Raw genomic sequence first — 17,148 nt, 5'->3', positions numbered from 1 at the left:
ATGCGGGTGCTGGCCACCGCCGGGCACGTCGACCACGGCAAGTCCGCGCTGGTGCGGGCGCTGACCGGGATGGAACCCGACCGGCTCGCCGAGGAACGGCGCCGCGGCCTCACCCTCGACCTCGGCTTCGTCTGGACCGGCCTCCCGCCCGACGGCGAACCCCTCGCCTTCGTCGACGTGCCCGGCCACGAACGCTTCGTCGCCACCATGCTGGCCGGCGTCGGCCCGGTGCCCGCCGTGCTGTTCGTCGTCGCCGCCGACCAGGGCTGGCAGCGGCAGTCCCAGGAACACCTGGAGATCCTGCACGCCCTCGGCGTCCGGCACGCCGTGCTCGCCGTCACCCGCGGCGACCTGGCCGACCCGGCGCCGGTGCGCGCGGACGCGGCCCAACGCCTCGCGGCGACCTCCCTCGGCGCCGCGCCCTGCGTCGAGGTCAGCGCGGTGACCGGGCAGGGCCTGAGCGCGCTGCGCGCCGAACTGTCCCGGCTGGCCCGCGCCCTGCCCGTGCCCCCTGCCGACGCGGACGTCCGGCTGTGGCTGGACCGCGCCTTCACCGTGCGCGGACACGGCACCGTCGTCACCGGCACCCTGGCCGCGGGCACCCTCCGCGTCGGCGACCGGCTGACGGCCGGGGACGGCACGACGGTGCTGCGGGTGCGCGGCCTCCAGTGCCTGAACGAGGACCGGGACGAGGTCGGCGCGGTGGCGCGGGTGGCGGTCAACGTGCACGGCGCCCCCGACGGACTGCTGACGCGCGGTCAGGTACTGCTCACCCCAGGCCGCTGGCTGCCCACCTCCGTGACCGACGTACGCGTCACCGGCACCCCCGTCGCCGAACTGCCCCGGCAGGCCACCCTGCACTTCGGCACCGCCGCCGTCCCCGTGACCGTCCGCCCGCTCGGCACCGACACCGCCCGCCTCACCCTCGCCCGGGAACTGCCGCTGCGCGTCGGCGACCGGGCGGTGCTGCGGCAGCCGGGCGGCCCCCGCACCCCCTCCGCGGTGACCCTCCTCGACGTACGGCCACCCCGGCTGACCCGACGCGGGGCCGCCCGCGCCCGAGCCGCCGAACTGGCCACCCTGACCGGCACCCCGGACGCCGCCTCCGAACTCCGCCGCCGTCACCTCGTACGCCGCGGCGAACTCCACGCCATGGGCGTCCCCGCCCCCTTCGAACCCGTCACCGGCGACTGGCTGGCCGACCCGGCCCACTGGGCCGCGCTGCGCGAACGCCTGTCCCAGGAGGTCGACCGGCACGCCTCCCGCGACCCCCTCGACCCCGGCCTGCCCACCGAGGCGGCCCGCCGCCTCCTGGCGCTGCCCGACCGCACCCTGATCGACGCGCTCACCACCACCCCCGGAAACCGCCAACTGCACCAGCGCAACGGCAAGTTGTACGGCACCACGAGCGCCGCCCCCGCCCTGCCGCCCCACCTCAGCGCCGCCGTCGACACCGTGCGCGCCGAGCTGACCGAGGCCCCCTTCCGCGCCCCCGAGGCACACCACCTCACCGAACTCGGCCTCACCCGCAAGGCCCTGGCCGCCGCCGTCACCGCGGGCGCACTGCTGAAGGTCGGCGACGGCATCGTCCTGCTGCCGGGCGCCGACGCGCGGGCCGCCGCCGTCCTGCGCGACCTGCCCCAGCCCTTCACGACCAGCGAGGCCCGCCGCGCCCTGGACACCACCCGCCGGGTCGCCGTACCGCTGCTGGAGTTCCTGGACACGCGCGGCTACACCGAACGGGTGGACGACCAGCGGCGCCGGTGCCGGTAGCGAGACAGGGGCGATGGCGGAGGCGGACAGGAATCGAACCTGCCTGCCCGAGATCCTCGGGCACCTCGGTTTTGAAGACCGGGAGGGCCACCAGGCACCCACACGCCTCCACGCCCGGCCAGGCTACCGGAGCCGGCTCACATCTCCCTGCCGGTGTTCTCGTCGATGCCCGCGCGTGCCCGGTAGGCGCGTACCAGGGCGGGGGCGGCCGGACCGCGGGGGCGGCGGCCGGGGCGGATGTCGACGGCGAAGGCCTTGGCCTCCTGGATGTGGGTGTTGGGGTCGAGGGAGAGGTGGAGCAGTTCGTTGGCGGCGTCGCCGGTGGTGTGGCCGTTCGGGCCCCAGTGGTAGGGCAGGCCCACCTGGTGGAGCGGGCGGCCGTGCACGGTCAGGGGCGGCATCCGGTCGGTGACCAGGACCCTCGCCTCGATCACCCCGCGGGCGCTGACGACCGTCGCCCAGCCGGTGTGTTCCAGGCCCCGCTCGGCGGCGAGCGCCGGTGACACCTCGCAGAAGAACTCCGGTTGCAGCTCCGCCAGGTAGGGCTGCCAGCGGGACATGCCGCCCGCGGTGTGGTGCTCGGTGAGGCGGTACGTCGTGGCGACGTAGGGGAACACCAGGGAGCCGGGGTCGGCGGGGCCGGGCTGGTAGCGGTTGTCGGGGTGCGGGGGCGGCAAGTGCCGTACCGGGTTGCGCTGCTGGCCGTACAGGAGGTTGGGGAACGGGGAGTCCTGCGGTTCGTAGTGGGTGGGCAGCGGGCCGTCGGTGAGGCCGGACGGGACGTACAGCCAGGCCTTGCCGTCGGCCTGCATGATGAAGGCGTCCGTGCCGCCCAGCGCCTCGGGACCGGTGGCGTCCGGCGGGGGAGTGTGGTCGGGTGCCTGGTCCTTCTTGAAGTCGGGGACGTCGTGGCCGGTCCACTCGCCGCGTTCCGCGTCCCACCAGACGAGTGCCTTGCGCTCGCTCCACGGGCGGCCCTCCGGGTCGGCGGAGGCCCGGTTGTACAGCACCCGGCGGTTCGCGGGCCAGGCCCAGCCCCACTCGGCCGCCACCCAGTCCTGCTCCGCGCCCGGGGTGCGGCGCGCCGACTGGTTCACCCCGTCGGCGTACACCCCGCAGTAGATCCAGCAGCCGCACGACGTCGAGCCGTCCGCGCGGAGCTGCTCGTAGGAGCCGAGCGGGGTCCCGTCGGGGCCGTGGCCGTTGATCTCGGCGAGGACGGCGGCGGCATCCGGCTCGGCGAGCGGACCCCTGGTCGGGTAGTCCCAGGTCAGATCGAGCAGCGGGCGGTCCATCGGGTCGGTGGAGGCGGCGAGCTTCTGCCGGACGAGCCGTCCGAGGTGGTACGTGAACCACAGGTCGCTGCGCGCCTCGCCGGGCGGCTCCACGGCCTGGTGATGCCATTGCAGCAGCCGCTGGGTGTTGGTGAACGTGCCGTCCTTCTCGATGTGCGCGGCGGCCGGGAGGAAGAACACCTCCGTGCCGATCTCCTCCGTGCGCAGCTCACCGCTCTCGATCTCCGGGCCGTCCCGCCACCAGGTCGCCGACTCGATGAGGGAGAAGTCCCGTACGACGAGCCAGTCCAGGTTCGCCATGCCCAGGCGCTGCATCTTGGCGTTGGCGGAGCCGACGGCCGGGTTCTCGCCCATCAGGAAGTAGCCCTTGCACACGCCCTCCAGCTGGGCCGTGACCGTCTCGTAGGTGGAGTGCGAACCGGTCAGCCGCGGGAGGTAGTCGAAGCGGAAGTCGTTCTCCGCCGTCGCCGCCTCGCCCCAGTACGCCTTGAGCAGACTGACCAGGTAGGCGCGCATGTTGCCCCAGTAGCCCTTGCGGGAGGCGTCCGCGCGGACGAAGGTGTCGAGGTCCTGGTTCTCGTGCGCGTGCGGCATGGGGATGTAGCCGGGCAGCAGGTTGAACAGGGTGGGGATGTCCGTCGAGCCCTGGATGGAGGCGTGCCCGCGCAGCGCCAGGATGCCGCCGCCCGGCCTGCCGATGTTGCCCAGCAGGCTCTGGAGCACGGAGGCCGCGCGGATGTACTGCACGCCCACCGTGTGCTGGGTCCAGCCGACGGCGTAGGCGAACGCGGTGGTCCGCTCCCGACCGGAGTTCGCCGTGACCAGCTCGCACACCTGGCGGAACACCTCCCGCGGGACACCGCAGATCCGTTCCACCGCCTCGGGCGTGTAGCGGGCGTAGTGGCGTTTGAGGACCTGGAGGACGCAGCGCGGGTCGGTCAGCGTCTCGTCGCGTTCGGGCTCGCCGCCGCCGATGTCGGGACCGCCCGAGCCGTGCGCCTCACCGCCCGCCTCCTCCGCGACGGCGTGTTCGTCGACGGCGGTGCGCCGCTCGTACAGCTGGTCCCGCTGGCCCGACGCCGCCTGCACCTCCGTACCCGCGTACTGCCAGCTGTCGTTGTCGTAGCCGCGGCCGTCCGGGTCGAGGCCGGAGAAGACGCCGTCGAGGTCCTCCGTGTCACGGAAGTCCTCCCGCAGGATCACCGGCCCGTTGGTGTAGGCCACCACGTACTCCCGGAAGTACGCCTCGTTCGTCAGGACGTGGTTGATGATCCCGCCGAGGAAGGCGATGTCCGAGCCCGCGCGCAGCGGCACGTGCAGGTCGGCCAGCGCGCTGGTGCGGGTGAAGCGCGGGTCGACGTGGATCACCTTCGCGCCGCGTGCCCGGGCCTCCATCACCCACTGGAACCCGACCGGATGGCACTCGGCCATGTTCGAGCCCTGGATGACGATGCAGTCGCTGTTCTGGAGGTCCTGCTGGAAGGTGGTCGCGCCGCCGCGGCCGAACGAGGTTCCCAGACCGGGAACGGTGGCGGAGTGTCAAATACGCGCCTGGTTCTCGATCTGTACGGCGCCCAGGGCGGTGAACAACTTCTTGATCAGGTAGTTCTCCTCGTTGTCGAGCGTGGCCCCGCCCAGGCTCGCGATGCCCAGCGTGCGCCGGGTGCGGGCCGCGTCGACCTCCCACTGCCAGCCCGCCCGGCGCGCCTCGATCACCCGGTCCGCGATCATGTCCATCGCCGTGTCGAGGTCGAGACGCTCCCACTCGGCGGCGTACGGCGCGCGGTACAGCACATGGTGCTCGCGGGCGCCCCCGGTCGTCAGCTGGAGGCTCGCCGCGCCCTTGGGGCACAACCGCCCCCGGGAGACGGGCGAGTCGGGGTCGCCCTCGATCTGGGTGACGCGGTCGTCCTCGACGTACACGTTCTGCCCGCAGCCCACGGCGCAGTACGGGCAGACCGACTTCACCACCCGGTCCGCCGACGCGACCCGGGGCGTGCGCCGGGCGCCGCTCTTCGCGGCGGCTCCCCGGCCGAGGGGGTCCGTGCCGGTGAGCTGCCGGTAGACCGGCCAGGAGTCGATCCAGGTGCGTACGCCCATGTCCTCACGTCCCTTCCCGCGCGCGGGCGGCGAGCCGCTCCCGCTGGGGTACGACGGTGTACTTCGGGTCCTGTGCGGACGCCACGCCGGCGTGGAACACCCCGAACCGCAGCGCCGCCGAACCCGCCAGCAGCGCCGCGCCCGCGACCGCGCCGGGCACCCGGCCGCCCCGCAGGCCCGCCAGCGCGGCGCCGGAGGCCGTGAGCGCCTCGGCCGCGCGCAGCAGGCCCCGCTCGTACGGCTCCGCCGTCAGCCCCATGCGCCGCCGCATCAGCCGGAAGGCACCCACTTCGAGGGCGGCGCCCAGCACGGCCATCCGGCGCGCGGGACCGGTCTGCCCGGCCGGTGCGCCCACGAGCGCCAGCCCGGCCGCCGCCGTCGCACCGGAACCGGCGAAGACGAACGGCAGCTCCCGGTGGGCGTCGTGCCACGACGGCACCGCGGTGTCGGCGATGAGGACCGCGGTGTACGTGGTGACCACCGGGCCCAGCACCGCCGCGGACAGGGCGGCGGCCCGGCCCACGATCCGGAAGCGGCCCGCCACGTCGGTGGCGGCGGCGGTCAGGGTGAGCGGCGCGTAGCCCGCCAGCAGCCAGGAACCGACGCTCATCGGCGAGGTGGGCTTGCAGACCCGCAGCATGTTCAGGAACCGGGACGGGCGGCCCAGGTCGTGCACCAGCAGCCCGAGCGACGCGGAGACCGCGCCCGCCGCACCCAGCTTCGCCACCCGGGCCACCGCGGGCCGGGCGGTGGCCTCGGCCCCGGCGGCCAGCAGCGAGGACGCCCCGGCGAGACCGCCGAGGAAGAGATAGCCCGCGATGTCGAGGGCCTTCCAGGTCGGGCGGTTGAGGACCGGGGTGCCGTAGTACGAGGCGAACGTCGCCTCGGGGACCATCGGCCGCTCGCCGCGGCCCCGGCGTCGGCGGTGCGTGGCGGTCAACGCGGCCCCCTGGCGAAGCTCACGGCGGCCAGCGCCGCCAACGACACCGCTGCCGCCGCCGCGTGCCGCCACATGGCGGGCAGATCACGTGTGGTGACGACCGGGTCCGGCGGCAGACCGTAGACCTCCGGCTCGTCCAGCAGCAGGAAGAACGCCCCGTCCCCGCCGACGCCGTCCTGCGGGTCCGCACCGTAGAGGCGGGCGTCCGTGACACCGGTGGCGTGCAGCGCGGCCACCCGGCCCGCCGCCCGCTCGCGCAGCTCGTCCAGCGGGCCGAACTGGATGGACTCGGTCGGGCAGGCCTTGGCGCAGGCCGGTTCCATGCCGACGCCGAGCCGGTCGTAGCACAGGGTGCACTTCCAGGCCCGGCCGTCCTCGCGGCGCTGGTCGATGACGCCGTACGGGCAGGCGGGGACGCAGTAACCGCAGCCGTTGCAGATGTCCTCCTGGACGACGACCGTGCCGAACTCCGTCCGGAACAACGAGCCGGTCGGGCACACATCGAGACAGGCGGCGTGGGTGCAGTGCTTGCACACGTCCGACGACATCAGCCAGCGCAGCTCGCCGCCGGGGCCCTCCGGCTCCAGGTCACGGGCGGCCGTGAAGACGTCCACGTCGGCGGGCACCCGCTGCTCGACGAAGGCGACGTGCCGCCAGGTGTCGGCGCCCAGCCCGCCGGTGTTGTCGTACGACATGCCGGTCAGTTCCAGGCCGTCCGCCGGGATCGCGTTCCACTCCTTGCAGGCGACCTCGCAGGCCTTGCAGCCGATGCAGACCGAGGTGTCCGTGAAGAAGCCCATGCGCGGCTGTCCGTCCGGGTACCCGGACGACCGCGCGGCGGTGTCTTCCGTCACCTACGACCTCCTCACTCGTACCGAGCCTGGCACGGGTGCCCCCGGCGCGCGCGGCCGAAACGGTGATCGGGGGAACCGGCGGCGGACGGTCTCAGGGTCGGCGCACCCAGTCGGCGTCACCGCGCGAGAAGCGGTGGGCGGCCGGCGCGATCACGGCGAGGAGCAGCAGGGTCAGCGTCAGCAGCAGGACCAGACGGTCGTGCGGGACGAGCGCGCCGCCGCCCAGCGCGCCGAGGAACATGGCCAGCACGGACAGCAGCCGCCTGCCGGGCCGTACCGCCGCGGTCGCCGCGCCGGTCGCGGGGTCGGCGGCCAGTCCGGTCAGGGTCAGCGTCAGCACCGTGGTGGTGAGGCCGGGGACGGCGAGTCGCCGGGCGACCGCGTTCCGCACGCCCATGGCGAGCGACAGCAGCACGATCAGGGCGTACCGCACATCGGTGGAGAGCCGGCCGGCGGCGCCCGCCGCGACCGCCGCGGAGCCCGCGACCAGCACCGTCTGCACGGTTGCCGCCGCCCGCGGTGCCCGGGGAACCGGGCGCCGAGCCCGGCGTCGGAAATTGCCTTTCGTGTGCCGTGGCGCGAGGGCTACGGTTCGGGCGACGAGTCACTCCTGAGGAGCGAAGACGTGGTCCCCCGTGTCCGATCCAGGACGACCTGATGCGGCGAGCCTGTGGCGGAACGGCGACTTCCGCGGGCTCTGGCTCGGTCAGACTGCCTCTCAGCTCGGCGAACACGCGAGCCTGGTGGTCCTGCCGCTCTTCGCCGTCCTGACGCTCGACGCCGGCGCCGACCAGCTGGGCGCCCTGCGCGCGGTGGGACAGACGCCGATCCTGCTGCTGTCGCTGTTCGTCGGCGCCTGGGTGGACCGGTGGCGGACCCGTACGGTGATGGTGCTGACGGACGCCGGCCGGGCCCTGGCCCTGGGCGCCGCCGCCGCGGCGGGCCTGTTCGGCTGGCTCGGCCTGCCGACGCTGTTCGTCGTCGCCTTCGCGGTCGGGGCGCTGTCCGTGTTCTTCGACGTCGCCTACCAGGCGTCGCTGGTACGGCTGGTGAGACGCGATCAGCTGGTGCGGGGCAACAGCGCGCTCGAAGGGAGCAGGTCCGCAGCGCAGATCGGCGGCCCCGCCCTCGGCGGCGCACTGGTGTCCACGCTGTCGGCACCGGTCGCCGCCGCGTCCAGCGCCGCGTTCTTCGCGCTGTCGTTCCTGTCGATCCGCCGGATCGGTCACCACGAGGCCGTCCCGGAACGCACCGAGCGCCCGCCGCGGATCTGGCGGCGGATCCAGGAGGGCCTGCGCTTCGTCGTCCGCGACACCTCGCTGCGGGCGGTGTGCCTCGCGTCGGCGGCCTTCCAGTTCTCCTTCGCGGCCGTGATGACCGTCTACCTGCTGTTCCTGCCGAGGGACCTGCATCTGTCGGGCACCGCCGTGGGGCTGGCGCTCGCCGCGACCGGACCGGGCGCGCTCCTGGGTGCGCTGCTGGCCGCCCGTCTGCCGGGCCGCTTCGGACACGGCGTCGTACTCGTCACGGCGGCGGCGCTCGGCGACGGCGCGTTCCTGCTGGTGCCCGCGCTGCACGGCTCCTCCGCGGTGACGATCGCCGCGCTCCTCACGGTCAACTTCGTCTTCGGGGCCTTCGGCCAGCTGGTGAACGTCACGATCATGGCCGTCCGGCAGACCGTCACCCCCCATGCGATGCAGGGCCGTGTGGCCGCGACGATCAACTTCGTCGGCATGGGCCTGACCCCGCTCGGCTCGCTGCTCGGCGGCCTCCTCGCGGAGGTGTGGGGCACGCGCACCAGCCTCCTGGTGGCCGCCGTGGGCATGCTGCTGTCCCCGGCGCTGATGGCGCTGTCCCCGCTCGCCCGCCTGGGGCGGACGCTTCCGGCCCCGCCGGGGACACCAGTGCAGTGAACGAACGTTTCATGGGTTCCCCGGCGGCGGGCGGGCCCGTGGCCGTGCCCGCAGCCGGGGCGGCATCAGCTCCTGACCTCGCCCCTGATGTGCCGCTGCACGAACTCATGGGCCAGATCGCCGAACTGCTCACCCATCGCGGCGGACCTGTCGACCGTCTTCTGGAAGTGCACCCCGCCCCACACCCGGCTGTCGGCGCACGTCCTGGTGAAGTCGGTCCAGGTGGGGAAGTGGATCTCGATGTCCTTGGCGGGCGCGATCCCCGGCTCCGTCCGCGTCCCGCCCGCACGGACGGTGAACTTCCAGTCCAGGACGTCGTCGCCGAAGTAGCGCCGCGCCGCCTGTGACGCGGCGCCGCAGAGCAGCGCGGAACCCGACGGGTACTCCGGGTGGTCGCCCGTGGGCAGGTAACTCCGCCACTCACTGGCCGGAATGTCGTTGACCGTGCCCATGCCGGGTCCGCCCCAGGCGGTCACCGGCCGGCTGCCGTACACGTGCCGGATCGCGCTGACCGGCCGTACGGCGTCGTACCTGACCTTGTGGTGCCAGGCGACGATCGCCGACTCGAACGTCGCGAGCACGTGCTCGAGCTGGAAGTGCACCCAGCCGTGGATGCCCTGCTCGCCGTTCCGGTCGTGCTTGCGGAGGATGGCCACGCCCGACTGGCCGATGCCCCACAGCTTGTTGTCCATGATCTCCGCGAACACCTTCTGCTCGTCGGTGAGCGCGGCCGACGCCGCCAGGACCTCGTCCACCGCCCGCCGGTAGGCGCGCGGACGGGTGTGGTCGCTGAAGTCGGGGCGGGCGATGGGGAAGTCGCCCGGGTCCCGGAAGGACAGGGGCCGCACCCGGCCCATCTGCGGGGTGACCATGTGCTGCGCGACGTAGATACCGATGTCACCCGGCCCACCGCCGACACGGCGGCCGTTGTGGGGGCCGAGCTGCGGCTGCCAGCGCGAGGGGTTGGCCAGGTCGAACGCGGTGTTCACGGGCCGGTAGCCGGTGTAGTCCGCCCAGGGCCGCGGGTTGTACCGGCGGCCGCCCTCGTCGCCGAGGAAGTTCATGCCGTCCCGCTTGTGCGCCTCGAAGGCGCCCTTCCCCGCGAGGTTGCCGATGCCGACCGGGCTGGCCGGGTCCTCCGACCTGTCGTCCGGGTCCAGACCTATCGCGCTCATCACCTGCCCCAGGGTGTCGGGAGCCTTGCTGCCGAGCACGTACTGCATCACCCGTAACGCGGCGTACAGGCTGGCCGTGTTCATGTTCCGGTTGGTGGCGGACTCACTGGAGGGACGGCGCCGGATCCGGGTGTGGATACCGACCGCGGTCTCGTGGTACGGCGCTACCGCGTCGAATGCCGCGATCGCCGCAATGCGGTTGAGCCAGAGGAATGTGGTCACGTCCATCTGGCCGAAATACTCCGAAGTGAGCGCCGTTCCGGCGTCTTCGTCCTGCGGTACCAGCCAATCGAAGTAATTGTCGGTATCGAGGTCGAAATCGACTGGCGGAGGCTCGTCGCCCTGGCTGGCGGCGGCCCAGCCAGCGGGTCCCGCGGTGGCCATCACCGCGGCCGCGGTGGCGCCGAAGAGAAGTGACCTGCGCCCCAGTGTGAAGTTCGAGAGGGGAGAACGCCCGGTTTTTGACATGGCTGTATCCCTTGTCCTTTGTCTCGTCCTTGTGGGTCCGACGAACGAGCCTATAGACGCGATCCGCTCCCGCAATGCCGCTCTGCCAGCTCTGGCTCCCTTCTTGAGTTGTGCGGCAATGGCGTATTCCCGCCGGTTATCACTTCCTTGAGGGGCCCGGCCTTGCGCCGGGCCGCCGCCCGTTCGCTAACGGCGCGGGTCCCGCTCGTCCGGCCCGTGGCGCAGGACGAGCCAGACCAGGACGGCGACGAGCGCCAGGTACTCCAGCCAGGCGAAGAGGACCGCCAGTCCTTCCGTCGTCACGGGCCGGTCCGTTCCGTGTCAGGGCGTACGACCAGGCGGCGCTGCCGGACGGAGACGATCCGGTGCCAGGCGATCGAGCGGTTCCTCCGGCCGAGCCTGCGGGCCAGCGCCGCGAGGACGTAGGGGCCGTCGACGGTGTCCTCGGCGTAGCCCAGGCGGTACGCCAGGGCCGACGGTCCGACGACGACGGCCTCGATGCGCCAGGGCGCGTCCCTCCCGGAGCGGGCGAGACGGACGTCGTGCACCCGGCCGAGCGAGTGGCCGTCCGTGTCGACGGCTTCCGCGCCGAGCAGGTCAGTCGCTTTCACGCATGCCTCCGGGGAGCCGTGAGACCAGATGCTGACGCAGCCACCGCTCGGGCGCCGTCAGGTCGGGAAACGCCTCGGTGGTCGAGGTAAGCCGTACGACGGTGCCCATGTCGTCGATGGCCGCGACGGGTACCTCGACCGGACCCCGGCGGCCGGACAGCCGCTCGGCGATCCCCGCCCACCAGAGCCCGGCGCGGCCTCCGAGGCGGCCCGCGAAGGCCCGTTGGCCGATGAGCACGGCCGTGAGGACCGGCGGTCCGTCCCCGTCGTCGGCGAAGAGGAGATCGTCGATCTTGCCCAGTTCGGTGCCCTCGCTGTCGACGACCTGGCGGTCGAGGAGCCGGAGCCCGGCATCGAGGAATTCGGTCACAGTCCCGCCTTGGTCGCGATCAGCAGGGGAAGAGCGGCCACCGCTCCGGCGAGCACGATGACCAGGTAGACCACGCCGACGGCGTTGGCCAGGCGCCCGTTGACCCGGTCGCCCATGTACCGGCGGTCGTTGGCGATCACCAGGATCGGCAGATAGGTCACCGGCAGGACGGCGGCCCCGAGGTAGACGGCGTAGATGGTGATCGTGACGGGGTTGACCGTGGTCAGCGCCACGGCCACCGCGGCGAGCAGGGTGACCAGCAGCAGGGTGTGGAAGCGGCTCGCGTCGGCCGGGCGCGCGGTCTTGCCCCAGGTCCAGCCGAAGTGGTGGGCGACCGTGTAACCGGACGACAGCAGCGTCTCGATCGTGGAGCCGAAGACGGCGGCGACGATACCGAGGATGGCCAGCGCGAACCCGACCTTCCCCAGCGCCAGGACGACGGGCAGGACGGTCTGGCCGAGGTTCTCCACCTGGATCCCGGCGGGCTGGAGCACCAGGTAGGCGACGGCCTGGATGCCGATGGCGAGGATGCCGCCGATGGGGTAGCCGACCCAGCAGTTCATCCTCACCTCGGCCAGGTCGCGGGCCCGCCAGCGGTGCTCGACGGCCGCGGAGGAGAAGAAGAACACCTCGTAGGGGGTCATCTGCGCGCCCAGCATCACCAGCGCGTAGAAGAAGTACGTGGGCAGCCCCTCGCCGAAGGGCAGGCTGGGGTGGGTGACGTCGTGCAGCATCCGGTCCCAGTCGGGGCCCAGGTGCCAGACGGCGACCACGAACACGAACAGGGCCATCCCGGCGAGGCCGTAGAGGCGTTCCATCAGCTCGAACGGCACCCGCCAGATCACCAGCCAGGCGAGCAACGCCACCGGTGGCACCCACAGCAGGTAGTGCACGTCCGTGAGCAGTTCGATCGCCAGTGCGATGCCGCACAACTCGGCGACCAGGGCGATCGCGTTGACGAGGTACGAGACCACGACGGCCGCCAGCCCCATCCGGGCGCCCATCCGCTCACGGATCAGATCGAACACGGTCCGGCGCGTGACCACCGCGACCCGGCCCGCCATCTCCGAGTACAGGGCCACCCCGATCACCGCCACCACGGTGACCCACACCAGCGCCAGCCCGAACCGGGCCCCGATCAGGGCGTCGGTGATCAGGTCCCCGATGTCGATGAACCCGCCGATCGCGGTGAAGACACCGAGTGCCAGGCTGAGGATCTTCTTCATGTCGGCCTCAGCTCCTGCAACCGCTTCAGCCGCGTGGCGAGCCGGGGCAGCGGCTCGGCGAGCCGGGCGAGCGTGTCGAATCGTCCGTCGCGGGCGGCGATCCGCAGATCGGCCAACGCCGTCTGACAGTCGGTCAGCAGCGAGGTCACCCTGCCGCGCAGGCGGGTGCCGCGCGGGGTGGGCGGCTGCACCGACGCGATGTGCGTGGCGATGGAGGACACGGCCGTCTCCGCGTCCGACAGCGCCCTGGCCGTGTACGGGCCGGGGGCCTTGCTCTCCTCGGCCGCCTCCACCACCAGGCGTGCCGTCTGCACGGCCGAGCGCGCCGCCTGCGCGGTGTTGGCCACCTTCTCCTCGTAGTCCGTCTCGGACCAGGAAGGCCCCACGCACGCGCCGAGGGCCATGAGCAGCGTCACGGTGAGGGACACCGGCCACGCCGCCCGGCCGGCGGGCCGCCTGCCGCCGGCCTGCATCGTGATGTCGTAGGAGCCCATGGACAGCGGACGGTAACCGCGCGCATCGCCACCGTGACGTACGCCTCGCCGAGACGGCCCGCGAGGAAACGCCCGTCGGTCGTTTGGACGGCGGATGCCGGGGGACTGGGGGGTGGCGCGGGACGGCGGGCCGCCGGGTGCCGCGGCGTCAGGCGGCTTGCTCCGGACGAGGGGCTCCGCCCGTCCGTGTGCGGCGCGCTGGCGTGGGCGAGCGGACGAGGGCGTTCCGTCGGCCGATGATGTGGGCGGGGACAGTCGCAGGGAGGCACGCAGTGGGGACTTCCGACCGTATCGCCGAGCCGTGGGGCATCCGGACCCCCTACGGACCCGGCGAGGACTGGCCCGTCCGGGTGGACACCCACCTGGCCGACGGGGTCGAGGACGGCGACGTGGAGCGCTGGGTGCGGTCCGCCTCACTCCTGCACTCCAACGGCGACGCGATGGACATTGCGGTCAGGGACGGACGGATCGTCGGGGTCCGCGGGCGCGCCGACGACCGGGTCAACCACGGGCGGCTCGGCCCCAAGGACCTCTTCGGCTGGCAGGCCAACGCCTCCGCCGACCGGCTGACCACCCCGCTGGTACGGGAGAACGGCCGCCTGGTGCCCACCACATGGGACACGGCGATGGACCGGATCTGCGCCCGGACCCGCGAACTGCTCGACGAGCAGGGCCCCAGCGCGATCGGGTTCTACACCACGGGTCAGCTGTTCCTCGAGGAGTACTACACCCTGGGGCTCGTCGCACACGGCGGGCTGGGCACCAACCACGTGGACGGCAACACACGCCTGTGCACGGCGACCGCGGCGGCGGCCCTGAAGGAGTCCTTCGCCTGCGACGGGCAGCCCGGTTCCTACACCGACATCGACCACGCGGACGTCATCGCGTTGTTCGGGCACAACATGGCGGAGACCCAGACCGTCCTGTGGACGCGGGTGCTGGACCGGCTCGCCGGGCCGAACCCGCCCGCGATCGTCTGCGTCGATCCCCGCCCGACCCCCGTGGCGCGTGCGGCGACCGTGCACCTGGCACCGCGGCCCGGCACCAACGTGGCGCTGATGAACGGACTGCTCCACGAGATCATCGCCCGTGGCTGGACCGACCGGGACTACATCGAGCGGCACGTGGTCGGCTTCGAGGAACTGGCCGAACGGGTCGAGGACTACCCGCCGGAGCGTGCGGCCGCCATCTGCGACGTCCCCGTCGAGCGGATCCGCGACGCCGCCCGGATTCTCGGGACCGGCGAGCGGGTGCTGTCGACCGTCCTCCAGGGCTTCTACCAGTCCCACCAGGCCACGGCCGCCGCCGTGCAGGTCAACAACCTGCACCTGGTGCGCGGCATGCTCGGCCGGCCCGGCTGCGGCATCCTCCAGATGAACGGACAGCCCACCGCCCAGAACACCCGCGAGTGCGGCGCCGACGGCGATCTGCCCGGCTTCCGCAACTGGGCCAACGACGCGCACGTCGAGGACCTGGCACGGGTGTGGAACGTCGACACGGCGCAGATCCCGCACTACGCGCCTCCCACGCACGTCATGCAGATGATGCGCTACGTGGAGGAGGGGTCGATCCGCCTGCTGTGGGTGAGCGGCACCAACCCCGCCGTCTCCCTGCCCGAGCTGAGCCGGGTCCGCCCGCTGCTGGAGCAGGACCGGCTCACCCTCGTCGTCCAGGACATCTTCCTCAGCGAGACGGCACAGCTCGCCGACGTCGTGCTCCCGGCGGCGACCTGGGGCGAGAAGACCGGCACCTTCACCAACGCCGACCGCACCGTCCACCTCTCCGAGAAGGCCGTCGACCCGCCCGGCCAGGCCCGCCCCGACCTCGACATCTTCCTCGACTACGCCCGTCGGCTCGACCTGCGCGACAAGGACGGCCGGCCGCTCGTGAAGTGGGACGACCCGGAGTCCGCCTTCGAGGCGTGGAAGGAGTGCTCACGCGGCCGGCCCTGCGACTACACCGGCATCACCTACGCCGCACTGCGCGCCCGCGGCGGCATCCAGTGGCCCTGCAACGACGAACACCCCGACGGCCTGGAACGGCTCTACGCCGACGGAACGTTCTGGAGCGACCCCGAGCAGTGCGAGAGCTACGGCCGTGACATGGTCACCGGCGCCCCCCTGGAACCCACCGAGTACCGCGCGATGAACCCGCACGGCAAAGCGGTGATCAAAGCGGCCGCCTACCAGCCACCCCATGAATCACCCGACGACGAGCACTCCTTCGCCCTGATCACGGGCCGCACCCTGTACCACTTCCACACCCGCACCAAGACCGCCCGAGCACCGCAGCTCCAGGCGGCCGCGCCAAAGGTCTGGGTGGAGGTCTCCCGCGACGACGCTGCCACGCACGCCATCAGCGAAGGTGACCTGGTCGAGGTGACCACGCCCCGCGGCTCGGTACGGGCCCGCGCCCGGGTGTGCGGGATCCGCGACGGCGTCCTCTTCCTGCCCTTCCACTACGGCTACTGGGACGCCGACGGTGACACGGCCCGCAAGCCCGGCGACGAGGACCGGGCCGCCAACGAACTCACCCTCACCGACTGGGACCCCGCCTCCAAGCAACCGATCTTCAAGACGGCCGCGGCACGACTGCGCCGTATCGGACCCGGCGCCGGGCCCGCCCCCGCCCCCACCACGACGGCCTCCGCGCCCCTGGACCCCGGCATCATCCCCACCGCGGCCGGACCGGCGGGCGAGGCCCGTGAAGAACCGCGCACCACGGCACCGGGAGACACCCCGTGAAGATCGACCTCGTACTGAGGGAACTGCACCGCAGCGAGAACGACCTCGCACGCCATCTGCTGCACGTCTCCGACCGGCACAAGACCGACCACGACGTCCACCACCTCGCCCGCGACCTCGCCGCCTGGTCCCAGCGCCACGTCCGCGAGATCGCCGGCATGAGCCACCGCTACGGCGTCGACCTGGACCCCGAAGCACACGACGAGCCCGCGCTGACCGAGAAACTGCGGGAGAAGGGCAGCGAGTTGATCGGACGCCGGGGCGAGGCGGCCCTGCTCCTGCTGCGCGATCTCCGCAAGGTCTACACCTCGGCCTCGGGCGTCTCCGCGGACTGGGAGATGCTGGCCCAAGCCGCCCAGGCGGTCAAGGACACCGAACTGCTGGCCCTGTGCCGGCGCTGCCACCCGGACTCCCTCAGGCAGATGCGCTGGGCCAACGCCAAGATCAAGGAATCGGCCCCGCAGATCCTGGCCAGCTGATGACGGCACAGCCACCTCCCTCCGACGCCGACCGCGACCACCTCGCGGTCAGCCGTATCGTCCTGCGCCCGGTCGGCACACCCCTGCCGCTCGGCTTCCTCGCCCTCGGCCTGGCCACCACCGTCTTCAGCGCCCTCCAGCTCGACTGGCTCGGCGCCGCCGACGGCACCGCCGTCGCACGGGCCGTCCTGGTCTTCACGGTGCCCCTGCAAGTCCTGACATCCGTGTTCGGCTACCTGTGCCGGGACCCCGTCGCCGGAACCGGCATGGGCGTCCTGGCCGGAACCTGGGCCGCGGTCTGCGTCATCACCCTCGGCTCTCCTCCCGGGGCGCACAGCAACGCCCTCGGCACGGTCCTGCTGGCCGCCGCGGTGGCGATGCTCGTACCCGCGGCGGCGGCAGGCGGCAAGCTCGTCGCCGCCGCCGTCATGGGGGTGTCGGCCGTCCGGTTCGCGGTCACCGGCATCGCGGAGATCACCGCGTCCAGCGCCTGGGAGACGACGGCCGGCGTCATCGGCCTCGTCCTCGCCGCCCTCGCCCTCTACGCCGCCCTGGGCTTCGAACTCGAGGACACCGCCCACCACACCGTCGTCCCCCTGTTCCGCCGGGGCTCCGGCCGCACCGCCCTGCGCAGCGACGTCGCCGCCCAACTCTCCGACATCAGCCACGAAGCGGGGGTCCGCAAGGACCTGTGACCCCGGCCCGA

At 72.8% G+C, this 17,148-nt stretch carries 14 protein-coding genes and 1 tRNA gene; 5 read left to right on the top strand and 10 right to left on the bottom strand.

Translation table 11 applies throughout. The annotated features are described in order from the left end of the window. Positions 1–1,773: a SelB C-terminal domain-containing protein gene (locus KBY47_RS05805; protein ID WP_210919827.1), complete on the top strand. Its 1,773-nt coding sequence runs from the start codon at positions 1–3 to the stop codon at positions 1,771–1,773. Positions 1,774–1,787: 14 nt separating this feature from the next. Here the strand turns inward: KBY47_RS05805 and KBY47_RS05800 are convergent. From KBY47_RS05800 to KBY47_RS05775, 5 genes are all read right to left on the bottom strand, one after another. Beyond that, a tRNA-Sec gene (locus tag KBY47_RS05800) sits at positions 1,788–1,883 on the bottom strand. 27 nt (positions 1,884–1,910) lie between these two features. Continuing rightward, complete coding sequence (gene fdh, locus KBY47_RS05795) at positions 1,911–5,168, bottom strand: formate dehydrogenase (RefSeq protein WP_247694268.1); 3,258 nt, start codon at positions 5,166–5,168, stop codon at positions 1,911–1,913. 4 nt (positions 5,169–5,172) lie between these two features. Next, positions 5,173–6,063, bottom strand: a complete 891-nt coding sequence (gene nrfD, locus KBY47_RS05785) for an NrfD/PsrC family molybdoenzyme membrane anchor subunit (RefSeq protein WP_210919956.1) — start codon at positions 6,061–6,063, stop codon at positions 5,173–5,175. Positions 6,064–6,104: 41 nt separating this feature from the next. Continuing rightward, positions 6,105–6,908, bottom strand: coding sequence for a 4Fe-4S dicluster domain-containing protein (locus KBY47_RS05780; RefSeq protein ID WP_210919955.1), 804 nt, complete (start codon positions 6,906–6,908; stop codon positions 6,105–6,107). Between the two features lie 145 nt (positions 6,909–7,053). Then, entirely contained in the window at positions 7,054–7,464 is a 411-nt protein-coding gene (locus KBY47_RS05775; protein ID WP_210919825.1) for a DUF1275 family protein, read from the bottom strand. 133 nt (positions 7,465–7,597) lie between these two features. Here KBY47_RS05775 and KBY47_RS05770 point away from each other — a divergent pair, with 133 nt between their 5' ends. Then, complete coding sequence (locus tag KBY47_RS05770) at positions 7,598–8,875, top strand: MFS transporter (protein ID WP_308405055.1); 1,278 nt, start codon at positions 7,598–7,600, stop codon at positions 8,873–8,875. 65 nt (positions 8,876–8,940) lie between these two features. Here KBY47_RS05770 and KBY47_RS05765 read toward each other — a convergent pair whose 3' ends face one another. The 5 genes from KBY47_RS05765 to KBY47_RS05745 form a co-directional block, all read right to left on the bottom strand. Beyond that, complete coding sequence (locus KBY47_RS05765; protein WP_210919824.1) at positions 8,941–10,518, bottom strand: DUF6851 domain-containing protein; 1,578 nt, start codon at positions 10,516–10,518, stop codon at positions 8,941–8,943. A 299-nt stretch (positions 10,519–10,817) separates the two neighbouring features. After that, the gene (locus KBY47_RS05760) at positions 10,818–11,129 is read right to left on the bottom strand and encodes a PRC-barrel domain-containing protein (RefSeq protein WP_210919823.1); all 312 of its coding nucleotides are present in this window, start codon (positions 11,127–11,129) and stop codon (positions 10,818–10,820) included. Further along, on the bottom strand, positions 11,116–11,499 hold the full coding sequence (locus KBY47_RS05755) for a hypothetical protein (protein ID WP_210919822.1): 384 nt from the start codon (positions 11,497–11,499) through the stop codon (positions 11,116–11,118). The genes KBY47_RS05760 and KBY47_RS05755 overlap by 14 nt, the downstream gene beginning before the upstream one ends. Then, on the bottom strand, positions 11,496–12,725 hold the full coding sequence (locus tag KBY47_RS05750; RefSeq protein WP_210919821.1) for an NRAMP family divalent metal transporter: 1,230 nt from the start codon (positions 12,723–12,725) through the stop codon (positions 11,496–11,498). Before KBY47_RS05750 ends, KBY47_RS05755 begins: the two co-directional genes overlap by 4 nt. Further along, the gene (locus tag KBY47_RS05745) at positions 12,722–13,219 is read right to left on the bottom strand and encodes a hypothetical protein (RefSeq protein WP_210919820.1); all 498 of its coding nucleotides are present in this window, start codon (positions 13,217–13,219) and stop codon (positions 12,722–12,724) included. Before KBY47_RS05745 ends, KBY47_RS05750 begins: the two co-directional genes overlap by 4 nt. Positions 13,220–13,491: 272 nt before the next feature. Between KBY47_RS05745 and KBY47_RS05740 the strand changes: the two genes are divergently transcribed. Genes KBY47_RS05740 through KBY47_RS05730 form a run of 3 tightly spaced genes read left to right on the top strand, consistent with a single transcriptional unit; the run spans position 13,492 to position 17,137 of the window. Then, complete coding sequence (locus tag KBY47_RS05740) at positions 13,492–15,963, top strand: nitrate reductase (protein WP_308405053.1); 2,472 nt, start codon at positions 13,492–13,494, stop codon at positions 15,961–15,963. After that, positions 15,960–16,442 carry a hypothetical protein gene (locus KBY47_RS05735; RefSeq protein ID WP_210919819.1) on the top strand — a complete coding sequence of 161 codons (483 nt, stop codon included), beginning with the start codon at positions 15,960–15,962 and terminating at the stop codon, positions 16,440–16,442. Before KBY47_RS05740 ends, KBY47_RS05735 begins: the two co-directional genes overlap by 4 nt. Continuing rightward, positions 16,442–17,137, top strand: coding sequence for a GPR1/FUN34/YaaH family transporter (locus KBY47_RS05730; RefSeq protein WP_210919818.1), 696 nt, complete (start codon positions 16,442–16,444; stop codon positions 17,135–17,137). The genes KBY47_RS05735 and KBY47_RS05730 overlap by 1 nt, the downstream gene beginning before the upstream one ends. The last annotated feature ends 11 nt before the right edge of the window (positions 17,138–17,148 follow it).

Source organism: Streptomyces sp. B93, assembly GCF_018070565.1.
Classification (GTDB): domain Bacteria; phylum Actinomycetota; class Actinomycetes; order Streptomycetales; family Streptomycetaceae; genus Streptomyces.
This window is presented reverse-complemented; position numbering and strand designations above follow the sequence as displayed.